The sequence below is a fragment of the Bradyrhizobium sp. TM102 genome, assembly GCF_009176685.1.
GTDB lineage: Bacteria > Pseudomonadota > Alphaproteobacteria > Rhizobiales > Xanthobacteraceae > Bradyrhizobium > Bradyrhizobium ottawaense.
Genome location: NZ_AP021855.1, coordinates 1,729,114 through 1,750,615, shown reverse-complemented (window position 1 = coordinate 1,750,615; position 21,502 = coordinate 1,729,114). Strand labels below are relative to the sequence as shown.

Sequence of the window (21,502 nt, the reverse complement as noted above, 5' to 3'; positions counted from 1 at the left end):
AACGAACCGGCGGGAGCTGTGCCGCTAACGCCCTCACGCCCCCTCGAACTGCAGCCTCGCCAGCCGCGCATAGAGCCCGTTCGCGGCCACCAGTTCGGCATGGGTGCCCTGCTCGACGATCTTGCCCTGGTCCATCACCAGGATGCGGTCGCAGGACAGCACGGTGGCGAGGCGGTGGGCGATCACCAGCGTGGTGCGGTGGCGCATCAGCTCTTCCAGCGCGGTCTGCACCAGCGTCTCGCTTTCGGCATCGAGCGCGGAGGTGGCTTCGTCGAGCAGCAAGAGCGGCGCATCGCGCAGGATGGCACGGGCGATCGCGATGCGCTGGCGCTGGCCGCCGGACAGCGTCACGCCGCGCTCGCCGAGCGGGGTGTCGAAACCTTCGGGCAGGCGGCGGATGAATTCGGCGGCATGCGCGAGCTCGGCGGCGCGCTCGACCTCGGCATCGGTCGCATCGGGCCGGCCGAAGCGGATGTTCTCGCGAGCGCTGGCGGCGAACACGTTCGATTCCTGCGGCACCAGCGCGATGCGCGCGCGGAAATCGCGGGGATCTGCGGATTTGACCGGCACGCCGTCGAGCGAGATCGCGCCGCTGCGCGGGTCGTAGAAGCGCAGCAACAGGTGAAAGATGGTGCTCTTGCCGGCGCCGGACGGACCGACGATCGCGACCTTCTCGCCGGGGCGCACCGTGAACGACACGGCATCGAGCACATTGACGTCGCGCCGCACCGGATAGGCGAAGCTGACCCGATCGAAGCCGACCTCGCCGCGTGCCGGCACCGGCAGCGCGCGGGGAGACGCGGGCGCCTTGATGTCGGGCTGCACATGCAGGATCTCGAACAGCCGCTCGGCCGCGCCTGATGCCGCCGAGACCTCACCCCAGACCTCGCTGAGCTGGCCGAGGCCAGCTGCGGCGAACACCGCGTAAAGCACGAACTGGCCGAGCCGGCCCGGCGAAATCGCGCCGGTGAGGACGTCATGCGAGCCGATCCAGAGGATCGCGACCACGCTTGCAAACACGATGAAGATGATGATGGCGGTGAGCACGGCGCGCGCCTGGGTCGAGGTGCGCGCGGCCTCATAGGCCTGCTCGACCTCGCCGCCGAAACGCTTCTCGGCGAATTGCTCGCTGGTATAGGCCTGCACGGTGCGGATCGCGCCGACCAGCTCGCCCGCATAAGCCGACGCCTCGGCAAGCGTGTCCTGCGCATTGCGCGACAGACGCCGCACCCAGCGCCCGAAGGCAACCAGCGGCAGCACGATCAAGGGGATGGCCAGCAGCACGAAGCCCGACAGTTTTGGGCTCGTGATCACCATCATCGCCGCGGCGCCGAGGAACATCATCAGATTGCGCAGCGCGATCGACACGGATGCGCCGACGGCCGATTTGAGCTGGGTGGTGTCGGCGGTGAGCCGCGAGATCAGCTCGCCGCTGCGTGCGGAATCGAAGAAGGCGGGGGACAGCGACAGCAGATGGGCGAACACGTCGCGCCTGAGGTCGGCGACGATGCGCTCGCCGATCGTCATCACGAGGTAGTAGCGCGCCGCGCTGGCGAGCGCGAGCACGCCGACCACCGCGAGCATCACCGAGAAGTAGCTGTTGATCAGCTCGATGCCCTCGGGCGTCAGGCCGAAATCGATCATCCGGCGCACCGCGACCGGCACCAGCAGCGTGGTCAGGGCCGCGACCGTGAGTGCGACGAAGGCCAGCGCCGCCCGACCGCGATAGCGGTTCACATAGGGCGCGAGCGCAAGCAGCGGCCGCAGCTTGGCGCGACCCTTGGCCGGCTCTTCGATCAGCTCGGCCTCGATCGAGGGGGTGTCCGCGGCGTTCATTCCGGGCTGATCGACATACTGGTCATCAAGCCGTTCCACTGCGCTCATGAGATCCAACCCATTGCATTCGTTTGCTCCCAATAGGCCGGTGCAAGGGTAGTGGCAAATCCGGGAAGTCCCTTAGGGGCAAACCCGGTTCACCGCCCGGGATGGCTTGTTTTAGCGGGTTTCGTGAGGTATAGACCCGCCCAAATCCGTCATTCGATAGCCACCCAAGAAGGCGCCGGGGCGCCGAGGAATTGCCATGAAAGCCGAAATTCACCCGAACTATCATACAATTAAGGTCGTGATGACCGACGGAACCGAGTACCTGACCCGCTCGACCTGGGGCAAGGAAGGCGACACGCTGAACCTCGACATCGACCCGAAGTCGCACCCGGCCTGGACCGGCGGCAACGCCCAGCTGATGGATCGCGGCGGCCGCGTCTCGCGCTTCCAGAAGAAGTTTTCGGGCTTTCTCAAAAAGGATTGATCCCGCCCGCAGGGTTGGACACGAAAAACGCCCCCGGGAGACCGGGGGCGTTTTTGTTTTTTCCGGCTGTCATTCCGGGGCGCGACGAAGTCGCGAGCCCGGAATCCATAACCACGATCGGGAGTATGGATTCCGGGCCCGCGCCAAGAGGCGCGTCCCGGAATGACGACCGAGATTGTCGATGGAGCTTACCGCTCGAACGCCGCCTTCAGCGCGTTGAGGTGCGGCACCAGCGGATTGCCGATCGCGATGTGTTCGGCCGGCGGGGTGTGGATGGTGGTGTCGAGGCGGCGGACGCGGGTCTGCAGGCTCATCGAACGATGGATCAGATCCTGAAGCTGCGAGGGCAGCTTCTCGATGGTGTCGGTGGGGCCGGGATCGGCAGCGCTGAGCTTGACCTTGGTCTTCTCGCGATTGGCCTGGCTCAGCGTCATCTCGCCTTCCTTCACCGCGCGGTGCAGCAGCAGCCACGAGGCGAGCTGCATCAGGCGGGTGGTGAGACGCATGCTCTCGGTTGCGTAGGTGAGGCTGACGGCACGGTCGAGCGCCTTGGCCTCGGTGCGGCCGGCGCCGTCGAGATAGGCAGCGGTCTCTTCGACGAGGTCCATGCCCTCGCGGAACAGGACGCCGAACGCCGCAGAATTGGTGAACCGCTCGCTGAGTTGAACGAGAGCGCCGTCGGCCTGCAAACGTTCCATGGTTAACGCCTCTTACGCAACTGTTTGACTGCCCGGCTTTGGCGCCGGCTTATGATGAACAAATCATTGCGCGGGCGGGACGCGGAGTCCAGTGACAAGCGCGGATATGGTTTCCGCGGGTCATTCCCAGGAATTCAACCGGGACGAGACGCCAAATAGCGGGAGTAAACGCAAAAAAAGAGCCGCCGGAGACCGGCGGCTTTGAAAGTTGATAACAGGGAGGCGTCAAACAGAGTGGACAGGAGCCACTCGGTGTCCAAACGAGGACAGTTCCAGTCATAAACCCGAAAGCTTAATCGACCGTAAACGAGCGAATTTTTTGAGGGTTCGTTAGCCATGTCGGCCAGTGACCGAGCGGGCGGCGGAACATAATCGGCAGTCCCCCGGTGCAACGACACATTCAGCTGTCGTCCCGGACAAGCGTCAGCGCAGATCCGGGACCCATAGCCACTGGCGGACGTGGTGACGGGGACTCGGAGTGGCCGACCTCGCGACAAACTTCATCCTTTGGGTATGGGTCCCGGATCTGCGCGCGCCTATGGCGCGCTTGTCCGGGACGACAGCCGATATGCGCCCCTACTTCTTGAAAAAACTGTTCGCCGCGTCGCGCGAGGCGCGCTTCTTCGTGGCGGCTTCTTCCAGCCTTGCGATCTCGGTCTTGAGCAGCGTGACGCGCTCGGCCAGTTCCTCGACCGACAAGAGCGAGAGGTCCTGCCCGATGTCATGGCTGATCTTCTTGCGCGGGCGGTCGTCGTCTTCCGTCGCCATCCTCGTTCCTCCTGCGTTCGCGCACACAATGCCGAGGCGGTTGCCAGCTTGGATCACGCTGGCTAAGCAAGGGCCTCGTTCATCCCGCACCTTCACCCAAGGACACATCATGGACAAGCTGCCCGCGCAAATGACCGTGGTCGCCATCTCCAAGCCCGGCGGACCGGAAGTGCTGGTGCCAGAACAACGGGCGCTGCCGCAGCCCGGTCCTGACGAGATCCTGGTCAAGGTGCAGGCCGCCGGCGTCAACCGGCCCGACGTTGCGCAGCGCTCGGGGGCCTATCCGCCGCCGCCCGGCGCCAGCGACCTGCCCGGTCTCGAGATCGCGGGCGAAGTGGTTGCCGTCGGCAGCAATGCCAAGCGGCACAAGATCGGCGACAAGGTGATGTCGCTGGTCGCCGGCGGCGGCTATGCGCAGTACTGCATCGCCCAGGATGCCCAGGCGATGAGCGTACCGCCCGCGCTGTCCATGAAGGAGGCCGGCGCGCTGCCGGAAACCCTGATGACGGTCTGGCACAATGTGTTCGAGCGGGGTGGCCTGAAGGAAGGCGAGACGCTGCTGATCCATGGCGGCTCCTCCGGCATCGGCACCATGGCGATCCAGCTGGCGAAAGCGTTCGGTGCGAAAGTGTTCGTCACCGTCGGATCGCAGGACAAGATCGATGCCTGCCTCAAGTTAGGCGCCGACCGCGCCATCAACTACAAGACCGAGGACTTCGTCGCCGTGGTCAAGGAAGCGACCAACAAGGAAGGCGTCAACCTGATCCTCGACATGGTCGCCGGCGACTATGTCGACCGCAACTATGATGCCGCCGCGCTCGATGGCCGCATCGTGCAGATCGCGACCCTCAACGGGCCCAAGGTCAACGTCAACATCGCCAAGGTGATGGTGAAGCGCCTGACCCATACCGGCTCGACACTGCGTCCCCGTAGTAATGCGGACAAGGCGGCGATGGTGGCCGCGATCGAGGCGAAAGTGATGCCGCTTTTGCGCGAAGGCCGCGTCAAACCGCTGATGGACAGCACTTTCCCCCTGGAAAAGGCAGCCGATGCGCACCGCCGCATGGAAACGAGCGCACATATTGGCAAAATTGTGTTGGAGGTCTAGGCCTCCGGCCCACAGGCGGCGGCGGAAACCCTTTGATTTTCCTTGCTTTCGTGGCATCTATCGCGACGCACCGAACGGTTTCCGTCCGGTCTGAAATCGTCTTCACCTGAAGAGTTTGCGTCGAACGCGGAGAACTGGCCTTGCGTCTGATCAGGTGCCTCGCGCCCATCGCGCTGGGCCTCATGATTCTTGTCGCCGCGCATCCCGCGCGCGCGCTCGACGCCGTCAGCGTCCGCAGTGACGCGCCCGCGATCGACCTCACCGGCGTGCTCGAGCATCAGCGCAGCGATGCCGATCGCATCCAGGTCTCCACCGCGCCGGGCACCGACGGCATCGTCCGCCGCATCGAGGTGCGCGCCCGCGAGGGAGGCCAGAACTGGGTGGTGTTCGCGCTCGCCAACAACACCGACGACCAGCTCGACCGCCTGATCGTCGCCCCGCACTACCGTATCGTCTCCTCGGGGCTCTTGTGGCCCGACCTCGGCCTGTCGCGCATCGCGACCATCACGCCCTCGACCGGCGACCGGCCGGAGCGGCAGGAAAGCCCGACCGCCGACGTGTTCCGCGTCACGCTCGACCCCGGCGCCGTCATCACCTTCGTCGCGGAGCTGCGCACCGACAAGCTGCCGCAGCTCTATCTGTGGGAGCCTGAAGCCTACAAGGACAAGGTCAACTCGTTCACGCTGTACCAGGGCATCGTGATCGGCATCTCGGGCCTGCTGGCCTTGGTGCTCACCATTCTGTTCGTGGTGAAGGGCAGCATCATGTTCCCGGCCGCCGCGGCGCTGGCCTGGGCGGTGCTGGTCTATATCGGCGTCGATTTCGGCTTCTGGGGCAAGGTGCTCGACATGTCGAACAACGCCGAGCGCATCTGGCGCGCGGCGGGTGAAGCGATTCTGGCGGCCACGCTGCTGGTGTTCCTGTTCGCCTATCTCAACCTCAGCCGCTGGCATGTGCGCTATTCGCACATCACGGTGGGCTGGCTCGCGTTCCTGGGGTCGCTGGTGGCGCTGGCCCTGTTCGATCCGGCGGTGGCCTCCGGCATCGCGCGCATTTCGCTGGTGCTGATCGCCTTCGCGGGCTTCGCGCTGATCGTCTATCTCTCCACCCACGGCTTCGATCGCGCCGTGCTGCTGATCCCGACCTGGTTCCTGCTGGTGGTCTGGGTGGTCGCGGCCGGCATGACGGTCGCGGGTTCCGTGACCAACGACATCGTCGGTCCCGCCCTGCTCGGCGGCCTCGTGCTGATCGTGATGCTGATCGGGTTCACGGTGATGCAGCACGCTTTTGCCGGCGGCGGCGCCACCACCGGCGTGGTCTCCGACATCGAGCGGCGCGCACTGGCGCTGGCCGGCTCCGGCGATCTGATCTGGGACTGGGATGTTTCCGCCGACAAGGTCTTCACCAGCCCCGAAACCGAAGCCCTGCTCGGCCTCAAGCGCGGCACGCTCGAAGGGCCCGCGGCCTCCTGGCTAGAGGTTCTGCATCCGCTCGACCAGGATCGTTTCCGCGCCGCGCTCGACAGTGTGCTCGACCAGCGCCGCGGCCGCCTGGTGCAGGATTTCCGCCTGCGCACGCCGGACGGCCATTTCATGTGGTTCGCGCTGAAGGCGCGGCCGGTGGTCGGCTCCGACGGCGAGGTCTCGCGCGTGGTCGGCACACTCACCGACGTCACCGAGCTGCGCAACGCCGAGGAACGCCTGCTGCACGATTCCGTGCATGACAACCTCACCGGCCTGCCCAACCGCAAACTGTTCATGGACCGGCTGGGTGCGGTGGCGCATTTCGCCAAGACCATGCCGACGCTGCGACCGACGCTGATGGTGATCGACCTCGACCGCTTCAAGCAAGTCAACGATTCCGTCGGCATCGCGGTCGGCGATTCCATCCTGTTGACGCTGGCCCGCCGCCTCACCCGCATCCTGAAGCCGCAGGACACGCTGGCGCGGCTTGCCGGCGACCAGTTCGGCCTGATCCTGCTCTCGGAGCAGGACCCGGCCCGCATCACCGCCTTCGCCGAGACCATCCGCAAGACCATCCGGGCGCCGATCGCCTTCAACGATCGCGAGATTTTTCTCACGGCCTCGATCGGTCTCGCCCTTTCTGATCCGCAGGTTCAGCTCACGGACGAGATCATCAAGGATGCCGAGCTTGCGATGTATCACTCCAAGCGCATCGGCGGCGACCGCATCGACGTCTACAAGCCCGCCATGCGCGCGCGGAAGACCGATCGCCTGACGCTGGAGAGCGAGCTGCGCCGCGCCATCGAGCGGCAGGAACTCACGATCCTGTACCAGCCGATCGTGCGGCTGGAAGATCGTTCGGTCGCCGGCTTCGAGGCGCTGGTGCGCTGGGATCACCCGAAGCTCGGCCGCATGGCACCCTCGGAGTTCATCACCATCGCCGAAGAGACCGGCCTGATCGTCGACCTCGGCATGTTCGTGCTCGACCAGACCGCCAAGCAGCTCTCGATCTGGCAGCGCGCGATGCGCTCACGCGAGCCGATCTTCGCCTCGGTCAACGTCTCCTCGCGGCAATTGCTGCGGCACGATCTGATCCACGACATCCGCACCGTGCTGTCGCGCTCCTCGGTGGCGCGCGGCACGCTCAAGTTGGAATTGACGGAATCGCTGGTGATGGAGAATCCAGAGCACGCAGCGCAGATGCTGACGCGGATCCGCGAGCTCGGCACCGGGCTCTCGCTCGACGATTTCGGCACCGGTCATTCGTCACTGGCCTATCTCCAGCGCTTCCCGTTCGACACCATCAAGATCGACCAGTCGTTCGTGCGCACCACCAATCGCGGCACGCGCCCGGTGATCCTGAAGTCGATCATCGCGCTCGCGCATGATCTCGGCATGGATGTGGTCGCCGAAGGCGCCGAGACCGATTCCGACGCGGTCGAGCTCTACCAGATGGGCTGCGAATACGCGCAAGGCTTTGCCTTCGGCGAGCCGATGGACGCGGACGCCGCGATGCGGCTATTGACCGAAGTGCGGCTCGAAGCGGCGAGCTGAACTCGCCGCGCGTCCGGTATCGTAGGGTGGGCAAAGGCGCGAAGCGTCGTGCCCACCATACATCCAGCACCGCAAAGAAGTGGTGGGCACGCTTACGCTTTGCCCACCCTACGATACTTTCCCCCTGGTGAAGGACGAACGCACGCCGCTACCGCCGCCCGTCCTTCTTCATCTTCGTGAACCGCACGCTCTGGCCGTCCGGCATCCGCACTGCCTTGAACCCGGCAGCAAGGCAGGCTTCGCGTTGCGGCATCTGGATGTCGGGGCTGCGCAGGCTGTCCCACCATGAGGCCCGATTGGCCGCGCGCGGCAGGGCCGCGCCGATGATCTCTTCGATCTGTTCGAAGCTCAGGACGAATTCGGCCTGCTTCTGCCGCAGCAGATAGTCGCGCAACGCGTCGTAGTCGTTCACAATTGTCCTCTCGTCCGAACCCCAACCTGCTCAAATGAGCCCGCTCACATGCGGGCTGCCCAAAACCGTGAGCGGCGTAAACCGATTCTTAACTCACTACGGCAGCGCTGTTCCACCTTAAACACTACTCAAGATTTCGGGCGCATCCACTATGGGGATCGGGAGCAAGCGATGCTGTCTGGATGGCGCGAAGTCATGGCCCGCCGGCCGTGGCGGATTTCGGCGAAGCTGCTGATCATCTCGTCCGTGGTGACGGTGATCGGCTTTTCCGCCATTTGCGTCAACGTCATGCTCGACATGCGCCGGGGCGAGGAGGCGCTTGCCCGCCAGACGCTGGAGAACCTCGCGACCACCATCCAGTCCGACGTCAGCCGCAACGTCGAGATCTACGACCTGGCGCTGAAGGCGGTCGCCAGCAACATGCTGCTGCCCGAGCTCGCGACCGTGTCGAAGCCGATCCGTCACCTGATCCTGTTCGATCATGCGACGACGGCGAGGCATTTCGGCGCCATCCAGGTGTTCGACGCCGAGGGCAGGCTGGCCATCGACGCTTCCACGCTCGATCCCCTCCCCGAGAACCGGAGCGAGGAGGAGTATTTCAGGGTTCACCGCGACAATCCGGACGTCGGGCTGTTCATCAGCCGCCCGATGCTGTTCCGCGGCGCCTACGCGATCGTGCTGAGCCGTCGCATCAGCGATACCGACGGCGGCTTCCTCGGCGTCGTCGCCGGCTCGATCCGCTTCAGCTATTTCCACGAATTGTTCGAGCGGCTGAATCTCGATCCTGAAGACACCATCACCGTGCTCAGGCGTGACCGCACCATCATGATGCGGCGGCCGTTCGATCTCGACATCATCGGCACCAATTTGAACGACCGCCGGACGTGGAAGGCCGACAATCTCCCGGTCGGCACCGCCTATTCGGGAAAGGGCCCGGTCGATCCGACGCCGCGGCTCTATGTCCGCAGCGCCGACAACGGGCCGCTGTTCGTGGTGGCGGGCAAGCCGCTGACCGCGGTTTTCGCGCTCTGGCAGAAGGAGGCGTATCGCATCGGCGCCGTGGTGCTGGCGCTCGCGCTGTTCGTGCTGGGATCGACGCTGGTGCTCGCGCGCGAGATCGGCCGCCGCGCCGAGGCCGAGCGCAAGCTCGAGGAGATGGCGACGACCGACGCGCTCACCGGCCTGAAGAACCGCCGCAAGTTCGATACCGTCATCGACGTCGAATGGCGGCGCGCAATGCGGCAGAAGGCGCCGGTCGCGCTGTTGATGATCGATGCCGATCACTTCAAGGCCTACAACGACACGTTCGGCCATCAGGCCGGCGACCAGGTGCTGGTCGGCATCGCCATCTGCATTTCCGATTCGGTGAGCCGGGCCGGCGACTGCGCCGCGCGCTATGGCGGCGAGGAATTCGCGGTGCTGCTCCCCAACACCTCTGCGACCGACGCCTTCAAGGTCGCCGAGACGATCCGCCTCAAGGTGCAGGGCTGGTCTGACGACGAGGTGATGTTGACGGTCTCCTGCGGCGTCGCCAGCCTCGTTCCCACCGCCGGCATGGACTGGGCGATCCTGGTCGCCGCCGCCGACAAGGCGCTCTATGCGGCGAAGGCGGGCGGACGTAATCAGTCCGTGGTCGCGAGCCTGCCGAAGCTGTCGCTGGTGGCGTGAGTGTTGTAAGCGGAGCCGCGCGCCACATCCCCGGTGTCGTCCCGGCGAAGGCCGGGACCCATAGCCACAGGGAAGAGTTGGGCGAAGACTCGCAGTTCGGTACTGCTACCGACTGCAATCGATGAACCACGCGGTATGGGTCCCGGCCTTCGCCGGGACGACACCGAGAGTGTAGCGACTACTGCCCCAGATACTTCTTCATCTCCGCGATCAGCCCGTCCCGCAGCTCCGGGCGCTTCAGGCCGTAGGCGATGTTGGCGCGGAGGAAGCCGGGCTTGGAGCCGCAATCATGGCGCTCGCCCTCGAACTCGACGCCGTAGAACTTCTGCGACTTGGCAAGGCCGATCATGGCGTCGGTGAGCTGGATCTCGCCGCCGGCGCCGCGCTCCTGTGTCTCGAGGATCTTGAAGATCTCAGGCTGCAGGATGTAGCGGCCGGTGATCGAGAGATTGGAGGGCGCGGTGCCCTTGGCCGGCTTCTCGACCATGCCGTCGACCTCGAACATCTTGCCGTTGCGCTTGCCGACGCCGCAGATGCCGTATTGATGGGTGAGATGGTCGGGCACCGCCTCGACCGCGACCAGGTTGGATTTCTCGCCGAGCGTCGACGCCGTCTCGATCATCTGCTTGAGGCAGCCGGGCGAGTTGAGCACGAGCTCGTCGGGCAGCACGACGGCGAACGGCTCGTTGCCGACGATGTCGCGCGCGCACCAGACCGCGTGACCGAGGCCGAGCGGCGCCTGCTGGCGGGTGAAGCTGACGGCGCCGGCTTCAGGCTGGTTCTGCGCCAAAATCTCCTGCTCGGCCTTCTTGCCGCGCTGGCTGAGCGTCGCATCGAGCTCGAACATCCGGTCGAAGTGATCTTCGATGACATTCTTGTTGCGGCCGGTGACGAAGATGAAGTGCTCGATGCCGGCCTCCCTCGCCTCGTCATAGACGTACTGGATCAGCGGCTTGTCGACGATGGTCAGCATTTCCTTCGGCATCGCCTTGGTGGCGGGCAGGACACGGGTGCCGAGGCCGGCGACGGGGAATACGGCTTTGCGAATTTTCATGTGATTGATCGAATACCTGGGGGCACATGGGAACGGCGGAACGGAGCAATGGCATCTTGCTAGCCTGTTTGCAGCCGCCAACAAAGGCGGATGTGGGGCCTCACCCGCGCAGAGTTAAGAAAAAGGCCGCCACCAAAATTTCACCTTTGTTAAGCTATTGGCAACCGTAACCGGGCCTCCTGATGGCAGATTTTTGGAAGGCCGATGGGTGGGACATGATGCAATTGGTGGCAGGGCAGGCAAGACGGGCGGGATCCGTGACCGGCGCGGCGATGATCGCGGCCGCTCTGCTGCTGCCCGTCAGCGCGCACGCCCAGGCGCAGAACGGCCTGTCCAATCTGTTCGGCGGCATCTTCTCGGGCCCCAACGCTGCGCCCTCGCAACCTGCGCCCGGTCCCGGCGGCGCTCTCCCCTGGAGCGGTGAGGACGGGGCTTCCGGCCATCCGCTGATGACGGCCGCGGCGATCCGCGAGGCCGCCGGCAATTTCAGCAATTGCGTTGCCGCGATGTGGCCCGATGCCGCACGGCGCAACATCACCCAGGAAAACTTCCAGCGCTTCACGGCCGGGCTCTCACCCGATCTGCGCATCATGGACCTGATGGACTCGCAGCCGGAGTTCACAAAATCGATCTGGGACTATCTCGACATCCTCGTGAACGACAACCGCCTCGCCAAGGGCCGCGAGATCCTCGCCAAGTACAAGGCGCAGTTCGACGCCACCGAAAAGGCCACTGGCGTCGACCGCTACATCATCGCCTCGATCTGGGGCATCGAGTCCAATTACTCGACGCAGATGGGCGATCGCAGCGTGCTGCAATCGACCGCGACGCTCGCCTGCATCGGCCGCCGCCAGGCCTATTTCAAGGACGAGTTCCTCTCCGCGCTGGAGATCCTCAACCGCGGCGACCTCAGGCCGGAGCAGATGCGCGGCTCCTGGGCCGGCGCGTTCGGCCCGACCCAGTTCATGCCGACCGCGTTCAAGCGCTTTGCTGTCGACGGCGATGGCGACGGGCGGCGCGACGTCGTCGACAATCCGACCGACCTGATCGCATCGACCGCCAACAACCTGAAGAAGGACGGCTGGCAGGCCAGTCAGACCTGGGGCTTTGAGGTCGTGGTGCCCCAGGGTTTCAACTACATGCTGGCCGACCGCGCCAAGGCGATGACGATCGCGCAATGGGAGAAGCTCGGGCTGAAGCGGGCGACGGGCCAGCCGTTCCCGCATCCGGCGGAGAAAGCCTATCTGCTGGCCCCCGCCGGCGCGCAGGGGCCCGGCTTCCTGATGCTGCAGAATTACCGCGTCATCATGAAATACAACCCGGCCGAGGCCTATGCGCTGGCGATCGGCCATTTCGCCGACCGCCTGCGCGGAGGGCAGCCCTTCGTGCAGCCCTGGCCGCGGCAGGAGCGCGAGCTGTCGCGCACCGAGCGGCTGGAGCTGCAGCAGCTGCTGGCCCAGCGCGGCTTCTACAAGGGCACTCCGGACGGCCAGTTCGGCGGCCAGACCCGGGAAGCCCTGCGCAATTTCCAGGCCTCGATCGGAGTGCCCGCGGACGGTTTTGCCTCCTCGGACGCACTGGAACGGCTGCGCGGACGGTAAAATCGCGCCGAAAGTAACCCTGAACGGGGATTTTGGCAGGCAGCCTTGACGTAGGCGGCTGTTCCCCGGTGTATGGGTCAAGAATCTGCAACGGAATTTGCCCGTTTGGCGCCTGATTCCGTTATTATATTGAGCTACCTCCGATCCCCATTGCGTTGGCCCGAGATCGCATGTCGAAGCCGAAGTCCCTGTTCAAGGCGCTGACCGAGACCGGCCCGTTGATCGCGCTGGGGACGGCGCTTGCGATTCTGGTCTCGGTCGCAGGGCCTGCCTCGGCGCAGTTCTTCAACTTCCCCGGCTTCGGCGGCCCGCCGCAGCGTTCGGCTCCGCCACCACAACGGGGCGGTGGCGGAGGCGGCGGCTGGTTCGGCGGCGACTTCTTCACGCCGTTCCAGCAGCAACAGCCGCAGGCGCCACGCCAGGATTTTTCGCGCGCGCCGGCGCCAGCCAAGCGCGACACCATCCCTGAGAAGAACGTGCTGGTGATCGGCGACGCCATGGCCGACTGGCTCGCCTATGGCCTGGAAGACGCCTACACCGAGCAGCCCGACATGGGCGTGATCCGCAAGCACAAGACCACGTCCGGCCTGATCAAGTACCAGCCGCGCGGCGAGCCCGCGGATTGGACGACTGCCGCAAGGGGCATCCTCGAGACCGAAAAGCCCGACGTGATCGTCGTCATGCTGGGCCTCAACGACCGCAGCGCGATCCGCGAGCCCGTCGCCGACAAGACGGACAAGGCCGCCGCAGACAAGGACAAGAAGAACGACAAGGGCGCGCGCGCCAAACAGCCAGCGAAGCCGGGGGACGCCAAGCCCGGCAACGACACCGCCGCCAAGCCCGACGACAAGCCTGCCGATGCTGATCTGCCGCAGGACGACGCCGACAATGCCGATGCGCCGGCGGCCGCGCCCGAAAAGACGGCCCGCAATCCGAACGGCCTCTACGAATTCCGCGACGACCGCTGGGTCGAGCTCTACGGCAAGAAGATCGAGGAGCTCGCTAACGTCCTCAAGACGAAGGGCGTGCCGGTGCTGTGGGTCGGCCTTCCCGCCATCCGCGGGCAGAAGGGCACGGCGGACATGCTGTTCCTGGATTCGCTCTATCGCGAAGGCGCGGCCAAGGCCGGCATTACCTATGTCGACGTCTGGGACGGGTTTGTCGACGAGGCCGGTCGCTTCCTTCAGAAGGGTCCGGACTTCGAAGGCCAGATCCGTCAGCTCCGCAGCTCTGACGGCGTCTTCTTCACAAAGCCGGGCGCGCGCAAGCTCGCGCATTACGTCGAGCGCGAGATCACGCGCCTGCTGGCAGGACGCTCCGGCCCGATCGCGCTGCCGAGCGAGCCGGCGACGCCCGACACCAGCGCCGAGCCCGGCAAACCCGCACCGCGGCCGCTGGCGGGGCCGATCGTGCCGCTGGTTGCGGCCTCGATCTCGACCGATCAATTGCTGGGCGGCCCGGGCTCGCGTCCCGCCGCCGTCGATGCGCTGGCTGCGAAGACGATGGTGAAGGGCGAGCCGCTGGCCGCTCCAGCCGGCCGGGCCGACGATTATGCCTGGCCGCGCCGCGAAGTCGGCCGCGAGCAGGCCAAGGGCGATACGCCGATGGCCGCGACAACGCCCGACGGCGGCGCGCCTTCCGCATCGCCGGGCGCAGCCGCGGCGATCGCGCCGCCAAAGCTCGCGCCGAAGAAGCCGCCGGTGGTGCAGCAGCCGGCACAGGCCCAGCCGTCGTTCCGCGATTTCTTCGGCTTCGGCTCTCCGCAGCCGGCGCCAGCACCGCGTCAACTGGCGCCTGCGCCGCGCAACCCAAATCCGAACGCCAATCCAGGGATTCCGCGTCCGCCCGGCAGCGTCGGGCGCTCGGCGGAGATGTTCCGGTAGTTCCCGGAGTTGCTCTTCCCGGAGTTGCTCGCGTGTCCCGGACGGGCAGCAGCGTGTAATGCTGCTGCTCAGAGCCGGGACCCAGCTTGAGCGGCGCTTACAAAAGAACGAGCCCCGGCTCAGCAATGCGGCTTTGCCGGACGATGCTACGCATCGCCTAGGCCGCATTGCGTCCGGGGCACGAGAGTTCGGGCGTTAGTTACGGGACTTGGTCACAAATCCTAATAGCGCCAGCGCGTCGGCGGACGGCGTGCAGGTCGCGACATCAGAAGCGCGAGCGCGAAACCGATGCCGCCGGCGACCAGCAGCGCGCCGAGCGGATTGTCCTGCACCTTCTTCGACAATGCCTGCGTACCATCGCGAAGAGTCTCGCCGCTGTTGTCGTAGGCGTCCTTGGCGTAGTCAGCCGCAGTCTCGCCGGCCTCGCGTACGGCATCCTTGGCCTGGCCGTAGAGATTCTGCACCGTGCCCGCGGCTTCCCGCGCCTTGCCCGATGCCTGCGTCTTCGCATCGCCCGCCATGTCTCCGACCGCGCCTTCCGCGCGTCCGGCATATTCCTTGGCCGATCCAACAATCCGATCCGTGTCCATGATGATCCTCCTCGGTGGTCAGCCGAAGTAACCGATCAGGCGCGGCGCAGTTCCAAATCATGACGAAAGTGTAGAAGGCGTAGTGCGCAGCCCGGATAAGCCAACGGATCGGCGCGAAGCGCCGTCCCGATGACAGGCTCCGCGACATCCGGGACTTTGCTTACACCGTTCCCGGGTATCGCTGCGCTCACCCCATCTACAGGATCAGCCCGCCATCGACGACCAGCGTCTGTCCGACGATGTAGGACGACAGCGGCGAGGCCAGGAACAGGGCCGCGCCGGCCATGTCGGCCGGCGTTCCCAGGCGCCGCAGCGGAATGCGTGATAGTGCGCCTTCGAGCCGCTTGGGATTGTCGGTCGTCACCTTCGTCATCTTGGTGTCGACGAGTCCCGGCGCGATGCCGTTGACACGGATGCCATCCTCGGCCCAGGCCTCGCCCAACGTCCGCGTCAATCCGACTGCACCGGTCTTCGAGGCGTTATAGGCGGGATTGCCCATGGTGGAATGATAGGCCGCGGTCGAGGACACCATGATCAGCGACCCCCTCGCATCCCGCAGCATGGAATGGAATCGCGTGGCGCAGGCCATCAGGCTCATCAAATTGACCTCGACCACCTTGCGAAAGCCGCTCATCTCGAATTCGCCGCGGCGATAGAGCACGGCGCCCTGCGCCAGCACGAGCACGTCGAGCCGCTCGAAGGACGGCTTGAATGCCTCGATCGCACTGGGGTTGCTGACGTCGAGCTGCGCGTAAGACAGGCCCGTGAGATCAGAACCTTCCTCGATCGAATAATCCTTTGGCTGCGCACGCGTGCCGCAAACCGCGACATGCCCGCCCCTCGTGCGAAACGCTTGCGCGATGCCGTTGCCGATCCCGCTGGAACCGCCGACCACCAGCACCTGCCTGCCTGAGAAATCGAGCTCGTTCGCCATCGCGGCCTCCCCTTTTGTCTTGCTTGTTTGACCTGTCTGCGGATCGATGCCAGCCTTGTCAATCATAACAAGAACAAGCAGGGCGCGAGGAAACAGCATGTCCGAGTTCAAACGGCTCAGCCGGTCCGTAAAGGGCCTGATCGTTCTCGTCACCGGCGCGGCCAGCGGCATGGGACGCGCGACCGCGCACGTGTTCGCCGCAGAGGGCGCGAACGTTGCCGTCACCGACTATGACGAGCAGGGTGCGCTCGCCGTCGCGGAGGAGATCGCGGCAAGCGGCGGTTCGGCGAAAGCCTGGAAGCTTGACGTCGCCGATGGCACCGAGATCAAGCGCGTGGTGAATGATGTCGCGGCACATTTCGGCGGGCTCGATATCGTCGTCAACAATGCCGGCATCTCCGTGCGCGTCGCGATCGACGACGAGGCCTATGAGGACGCCTGGGCAAAGGGCATCGCCGTGATGCTGACGGCGCATCCGCGCATCATCCGCGCGGCACTGCCTTACCTGCGCAAATCGAAGAGCCCGCGCATCGTCAACATCGCCTCGACCGAGGCCCTCGGCGCCACCGCATTGCATAGCCCCTATTCGGCGGCGAAGGGCGGCGTGGCGAGCCTCACGCGCTCGCTTGCCGTCGAGCTCGGCCGCGAGGGCATCACCGTCAACTGCATCTGCCCGGGTCCGATCCGCACCGCAATCACCGACCGCATCTCGGAGGAGCACAAGACGATCTACGCCAAGCGCCGCACCGCACTCGGCCGCTACGGCGATCCCGAGGAGGTCGCGCATATGACGCTGAGCCTGTGCCTGCCGGCGGCGTCCTTCCTCACCGGCGCGGTGATCCCGGTCGACGGCGGTCTGATGGCGCGCAACGCGTGAGAGCCATGCGCGCCGAGCGTTGACAACGGCGAGTGCGAGAGTAGCTTTTTCGCCGACAGAGCGGGGCCAACCGCTCGCACATGCGGGAGAAAACGCCATGACGATCGCCATCCGGCAGCTTCAGAAGCATTTTGTCGGCGAGGTTTCCGGCCTCGATTTGCGAAAGCCTCTGACCGAGGTCGAGGCGCGCGAGGTCGAGGCCGCCATGGACAAATACGCGGTGCTGGTGTTCCACGACCAGGACATCACCGACGAGCAGCAGATGGCCTTTGCGCTGAACTTTGGTCAGCGTGAGGATGCGCGTGGCGGCAACATTACCAAGGCCAGCGAATACCGCCTCAACTCGGGCCTGAACGACGTCTCCAACCTCGGCAAGGACGGCAAGCCGCTGCCGAAGGACAGCCGCGCCAATCTGTTCAACCTCGGCAATTGCCTGTGGCACTCCGACAGCTCGTTCCGGCCCATCCCTGCAAAATTCTCGCTGCTGTCGGCGCGGGTCGTGAACCCGAAGGGCGGCAACACCGAATTCGCCGACATGCGCGCCGCCTATGACGCGCTCGACGACGACACCAAGGCGGAGATCGACGATCTCATCTGCGAGCACTCGCTGATGTATTCGCGGGGATCGCTCGGCTTCACCGAATACACCGAGGATGAGAAGGAGATGTTCAAGCCGGTGCTGCAAAGGCTGGTGCGGACGCATCCCGTGCATCGCCGCAAGTCGCTGTATCTGTCATCGCATGCCGGCAAGATCGTCGGCATGAGCGTGCCCGAGGGCCGCCTGTTGCTGCGCGATCTCAACGAGCACGCGACGCAAGGAGAGTTCGTCTACGTCCACAAATGGAAGCTGCACGACCTCGTGATGTGGGACAACCGCCAGACCATGCACCGCGTCCGCCGCTACGACCAGTCGCAACCTCGCGACATGCGCCGCGCGACGGTGGCGGGGACGGAGCCGACGGTGCAGCAGCAGGCGGCAGAGTGAGTGGCATTGGAGTAGCCACAAATTCGGCCGTCGTCCCGGACAAGCGTAGCAAAGCGAAGCGCAGATCCGGGACCCATAACCACCGGCAGTGGTTTGACGAAGACTCGGAGTTAAGTTCCCACGCTCTAATTCCGGCCTGGGGTTATGGGTCCCGGATCTGCGCTTCGCTCTGGACAACGCTACGCGTTGCCAGAAGCTCCGCTTGTCCGGGACGACACGGGAGGTTGTTGCAACAGCTACTAGCCAGCTACGCGTGCCCGGCCTCGTTCGAGAGCATGCCGGGGTCGATGCCGATCTTGCGCAGGGCGCGTCCGTACTTGTCGTCGACGTCGTCTCCGAAGATCAGATCCGCATCCGCATCGCAATGCAGCCAGCCGTTGCTCTGGATCTCGGTCTCGAGCTGGCCCGGCGCCCAGCCGGCATAGCCGAGCGCGAGGATGGCGTGCTTGGGGCCGGAGCCGTTGGCGATCGCGCGCAGGATGTCGACGGTCGCCGTGAGGCAGACGCCGTCGTCGATCCGCAACGTCGCGTTTTCGATATAGAAGTCGCTGGAATGCAGCACGAAGCCGCGCCCCGTGTCGACCGGGCCGCCGCGCAGCACCTTCATGCTTTCGGCGTTCTCCGGCAGCTTGATGTGCTCGCCCTTCTTGATGATGCCGAGCTGCTGCAAGAGTTCGGGGAAGTCGATGCTGCCAGCCGGGTGGTTCACGATGATGCCCATCGCTCCCTCCGCCGAATGGGCGCAGAGATAGATCACCGAGCGTTCGAAGCGGGAATCGCCCATCACCGGCATCGCGATCAAGAGCCGGCCGTCGAGATAACCGGCCGAATTAGGGAGCACGGGTCCCGCGCTGCGGGTGCTTTCGCCCGTCCTCTTGCCTGTGGGAGCCATCGGTTAAGCACTCCGGTTTCAATTCCTATCCTGATGTCGGGCCGGGCCGCTGTCAAATCAAGGCTTGCAGAGACTTGATTCAAGTGCATCCATCACAAGCAATTCAATGGTTTGCCTCAGGGCGACCCTGTAAAGACGTGCCATGCTCACAAGAGTTCCCCTACGTGCGGCGATTGGCGTCGCGACAACCCTGTTTGCGTCGTCGCTGGCCATCGTAGCCCGGGCCGATGACGCCTCGCCGTGGCAGCGCGACGGACATTCCGCGGTGCGGCTATTGGCGGGATCGCGCAGCGGCGCCGTCCTGCTCGGCGGTATCGCCATCCAGCTCCAGCAGGGGTGGAAGACCTATTGGCGCTCCCCCGGCGATTCCGGTGTCCCGCCGCGGTTCGATTTTTCCAAGTCGGACAATGTCGAGGCGGTGACGGTGATGTGGCCTGCGCCGCTGAAATTCAACGACGGCGCCGGCGGCCATTCGATCGGCTATCACAACCAGATCGTGCTGCCCCTGCGCATCGTCGCCAAGGCGGCCGACAAGCCCGTGACCCTGCGCGCAGAGATCAATTACGCGGTGTGCGAAAAACTCTGCATTCCGGTCGAGGCCAGCGCCGAGCTCGGCTTCAACAGCGTGGCCTCGACCGAGGATGCCAATCTACGTGCGGCCCTCGACAACGTGCCGAAGCCCGCCAATATCGGCGATCCCAATCCACTCACCATCCGCGACGTCAAGCGCGACGGCGCCACCAAGGTGACGGTCGACGTGGTCACGCCGGATGCGCGCGACGTCAATCTGTTCGTGGAAGGTCCGACGCCCGACTGGGCGCTGCCGATTCCGGCTCCGGTCGAGCAGAGCCCGCCAGGGGTGAAGCGATTTTCGTTCGAGCTCGACGGCCTGCCGCCTGGCGCCAAGCCGGAGGGCGCGGCGTTGAAATTCACGCTGGTCGGGCCGGACAAGGCGTACGAGTTCAATACGAATTTGGAGTGAGTACCGGTTAGCGCGAGGAAGTTGCACGGCTCGCGCCCCACTTTCAGCTGTCGTCCCGGACAAGCGCGCCTCAGCGCGCGCCGATCCGGGACCCATGGCCACAGGCGTGGTTTGGCGAAGACTCGGAGTGACCAGCTCGCCCACAACTTCTTCTCGGGGTTATGGGTCCCGGATCTTCGCTTCGCTCGTCCGGGACGACACCGAGTATGGAACGCCACCCAACCGAATCTTAACGAATGGTTGCTAAGCCCCAGGGCCACCGCAGCAAGCCTGCGTCATGCGGTAGCCTGGGGACTTTAATTGGCCGTGATGGATGCAGAACCTGCAACGACCGGACCGGCCGGGCTGATCGCGCGGCTGCGGGCCAGGCTGACGGGCGGCCCGAGCGAGGCATCGCTGACGCGGCGGCTGGCCGGCACCATCTTCATCATCCGGGTCAACAGCGCGGGCCTTGCCTATTTTTCGCAGGTCCTGCTCGCGCGCTGGATGGGCACCTCCGACTACGGCATCTACGTGTATGTCTGGACCTGGGTGCTGCTGCTCGGCAGCATGATGGATTTCGGCATCTCGGCCTCGGCGCAGAAAATCATTCCGGAGTATCGCACCAGCGGCGAGCAGGCGCTGCTGCGCGGCTTTCTCTCCGGCAGCCGCTGGCTGACCTTCGCGGTGTCCACGCTGGTCTCGCTCGCTCTTGCCGGCATCGTCAGGCTGCTGTCGCCCTGGATCGACCCGGCCGAGGTACTGCCACTCTATATCGGCTGCATGACGCTGCCCGCCTTCGTCGTCGCCAACACCCAGGACGGCATCGCGCGCTCGCATGACTGGATGCAACTCGGCCTGATGCCGCAATTCATCATCCGCCAGGGGCTGATCATCGGCATCACGGCCATCGCCTTCCTGCTCGGCTACCATCTCGGCGCCGTCGCCGCGATGATTGCGAGCGCCGGCGCAGTGTGGATCGCGATGACCGGGCAGATGGTGGTGCTGAACCGCAAGCTCGCCGGCCATATCGCGCCCGGCCCCAAGACCTATGACATCGGCGGCTGGCTCGCCGTCTCGCTGCCGATCCTGCTGGTCGAGAGCTTCTACCTGCTGCTGTCCTACACCGACGTGCTGGTGCTGCAGCAGTTCCGCCCCTCCGACGAGGTCGGCGTCTATTTCGCGGTGGTAAAGACGCTGGCGCTGGTCTCGTTCATCCACTACGCGATGTCGGCGACTACGGCGCACCGCTTCGCCGAATACAACGCCAGCGGCGACAAGGCACGCCTGTCGGCCTATGTGACACATGCGATCAACTGGACGTTCTGGCCGTCGCTGGCGGCGACCATCGTGCTGCTCGCGCTCGGCAAGCCGCTGCTCTGGCTGTTCGGGCCGCAATTCGTGGTCGGCTACGACATCATGTTCGTCGCCGCGATCGGGCTCGTGGTGCGCTCCGCGATCGGACCGGTCGAGCGGCTGCTCAACATGCTCGGCCAGCAGAAGATCTGTGCGCTCGCTTATGCATTGGCCTTCGTGATGAACCTCATGCTCTGCATCGCACTCGTGCCGCGCTACGGCGGCCACGGCGCCGCGGCCGCGACCTCGATCTCGCTCACCTTCGAGACGGTGCTGCTGTTCTGGATCGTGCGACAGCGGTTGGGGCTGCACGTGCTGGCGTTTGGTAAATAGGTACTACGGCGCCGCCCTTGCTCACTCCCCGTGGGGAACGACTGTTTCGCAGTGCGC

At 65.2% G+C, this 21,502-nt stretch carries 18 protein-coding genes; 10 read left to right on the top strand and 8 right to left on the bottom strand.

Annotated elements, in window-relative coordinates; translation table 11 throughout:
- Positions 1-33: 33 nt before the first annotated feature.
- Positions 34-1,884, bottom strand: a complete 1,851-nt coding sequence (locus GDN70_RS08200) for an ABC transporter ATP-binding protein/permease (protein ID WP_152102368.1) — start codon at positions 1,882-1,884, stop codon at positions 34-36.
- A 196-nt stretch (positions 1,885-2,080) separates the two neighbouring features.
- Between GDN70_RS08200 and rpmE the strand changes: the two genes are divergently transcribed.
- A complete protein-coding gene (gene rpmE / locus GDN70_RS08195; RefSeq protein WP_007599895.1) occupies positions 2,081-2,308 on the top strand; it encodes a 50S ribosomal protein L31 in 228 nt (75 codons plus the stop codon).
- Positions 2,309-2,496: 188 nt separating this feature from the next.
- On the opposite strand, the gene GDN70_RS08190 is transcribed toward rpmE, so the two are convergent.
- Together GDN70_RS08190 and GDN70_RS08180 are read right to left on the bottom strand one after the other, a co-directional pair.
- Positions 2,497-3,006: a DUF1465 family protein gene (locus tag GDN70_RS08190; RefSeq protein WP_018318720.1), complete on the bottom strand. Its 510-nt coding sequence runs from the start codon at positions 3,004-3,006 to the stop codon at positions 2,497-2,499.
- 576 nt (positions 3,007-3,582) lie between these two features.
- Positions 3,583-3,774, bottom strand: a complete 192-nt coding sequence (locus GDN70_RS08180; protein WP_028142042.1) for a DUF1192 domain-containing protein — start codon at positions 3,772-3,774, stop codon at positions 3,583-3,585.
- 109 nt (positions 3,775-3,883) lie between these two features.
- On the opposite strand from GDN70_RS08180, the gene GDN70_RS08175 reads away from it, so the two are divergent.
- Together GDN70_RS08175 and GDN70_RS08170 are read left to right on the top strand one after the other, a co-directional pair.
- Positions 3,884-4,882 carry an NAD(P)H-quinone oxidoreductase gene (locus tag GDN70_RS08175; protein WP_038971376.1) on the top strand — a complete coding sequence of 333 codons (999 nt, stop codon included), beginning with the start codon at positions 3,884-3,886 and terminating at the stop codon, positions 4,880-4,882.
- Between the two features lie 140 nt (positions 4,883-5,022).
- Positions 5,023-7,899, top strand: a complete 2,877-nt coding sequence (locus tag GDN70_RS08170) for an EAL domain-containing protein (RefSeq protein WP_038974849.1) — start codon at positions 5,023-5,025, stop codon at positions 7,897-7,899.
- Between the two features lie 148 nt (positions 7,900-8,047).
- On the opposite strand, the gene GDN70_RS08165 is transcribed toward GDN70_RS08170, so the two are convergent.
- Positions 8,048-8,311: a hypothetical protein gene (locus tag GDN70_RS08165; protein ID WP_026202061.1), complete on the bottom strand. Its 264-nt coding sequence runs from the start codon at positions 8,309-8,311 to the stop codon at positions 8,048-8,050.
- 171 nt (positions 8,312-8,482) lie between these two features.
- Between GDN70_RS08165 and GDN70_RS08160 the strand changes: the two genes are divergently transcribed.
- Complete coding sequence (locus GDN70_RS08160; RefSeq protein WP_028142045.1) at positions 8,483-9,979, top strand: diguanylate cyclase; 1,497 nt, start codon at positions 8,483-8,485, stop codon at positions 9,977-9,979.
- Between the two features lie 178 nt (positions 9,980-10,157).
- Here GDN70_RS08160 and galU read toward each other — a convergent pair whose 3' ends face one another.
- Positions 10,158-11,033: a UTP--glucose-1-phosphate uridylyltransferase GalU gene (gene galU, locus GDN70_RS08150; protein ID WP_028142046.1), complete on the bottom strand. Its 876-nt coding sequence runs from the start codon at positions 11,031-11,033 to the stop codon at positions 10,158-10,160.
- Positions 11,034-11,248: 215 nt separating this feature from the next.
- On the opposite strand from galU, the gene GDN70_RS08145 reads away from it, so the two are divergent.
- Complete coding sequence (locus GDN70_RS08145) at positions 11,249-12,634, top strand: lytic murein transglycosylase (RefSeq protein WP_173015938.1); 1,386 nt, start codon at positions 11,249-11,251, stop codon at positions 12,632-12,634.
- A 170-nt stretch (positions 12,635-12,804) separates the two neighbouring features.
- Positions 12,805-14,517, top strand: coding sequence for an SGNH family hydrolase (locus GDN70_RS08140; protein WP_152102367.1), 1,713 nt, complete (start codon positions 12,805-12,807; stop codon positions 14,515-14,517).
- A gap of 221 nt (positions 14,518-14,738) precedes the next feature.
- Here GDN70_RS08140 and GDN70_RS08135 read toward each other — a convergent pair whose 3' ends face one another.
- On the bottom strand, positions 14,739-15,107 hold the full coding sequence (locus GDN70_RS08135) for a CsbD family protein (RefSeq protein ID WP_028142049.1): 369 nt from the start codon (positions 15,105-15,107) through the stop codon (positions 14,739-14,741).
- Between the two features lie 196 nt (positions 15,108-15,303).
- Entirely contained in the window at positions 15,304-16,041 is a 738-nt protein-coding gene (locus GDN70_RS08130; protein ID WP_038971373.1) for an SDR family NAD(P)-dependent oxidoreductase, read from the bottom strand.
- A 97-nt stretch (positions 16,042-16,138) separates the two neighbouring features.
- On the opposite strand from GDN70_RS08130, the gene GDN70_RS08125 reads away from it, so the two are divergent.
- Both GDN70_RS08125 and GDN70_RS08120 read left to right on the top strand, forming a co-directional pair.
- A complete protein-coding gene (locus GDN70_RS08125; RefSeq protein ID WP_038971370.1) occupies positions 16,139-16,918 on the top strand; it encodes an SDR family NAD(P)-dependent oxidoreductase in 780 nt (259 codons plus the stop codon).
- Positions 16,919-17,015: 97 nt separating this feature from the next.
- Positions 17,016-17,903: a TauD/TfdA family dioxygenase gene (locus GDN70_RS08120; protein WP_038971369.1), complete on the top strand. Its 888-nt coding sequence runs from the start codon at positions 17,016-17,018 to the stop codon at positions 17,901-17,903.
- A 247-nt stretch (positions 17,904-18,150) separates the two neighbouring features.
- Here the strand turns inward: GDN70_RS08120 and GDN70_RS08115 are convergent, their stop codons facing one another.
- Positions 18,151-18,795: a YqgE/AlgH family protein gene (locus tag GDN70_RS08115; protein ID WP_028142053.1), complete on the bottom strand. Its 645-nt coding sequence runs from the start codon at positions 18,793-18,795 to the stop codon at positions 18,151-18,153.
- Between the two features lie 142 nt (positions 18,796-18,937).
- Here GDN70_RS08115 and GDN70_RS08110 point away from each other — a divergent pair, with 142 nt between their 5' ends.
- Positions 18,938-19,777, top strand: coding sequence for a protein-disulfide reductase DsbD domain-containing protein (locus GDN70_RS08110; protein ID WP_038971368.1), 840 nt, complete (start codon positions 18,938-18,940; stop codon positions 19,775-19,777).
- 300 nt (positions 19,778-20,077) lie between these two features.
- The gene (locus GDN70_RS08105; RefSeq protein WP_173015768.1) at positions 20,078-21,445 is read left to right on the top strand and encodes a flippase; all 1,368 of its coding nucleotides are present in this window, start codon (positions 20,078-20,080) and stop codon (positions 21,443-21,445) included.
- The last annotated feature ends 57 nt before the right edge of the window (positions 21,446-21,502 follow it).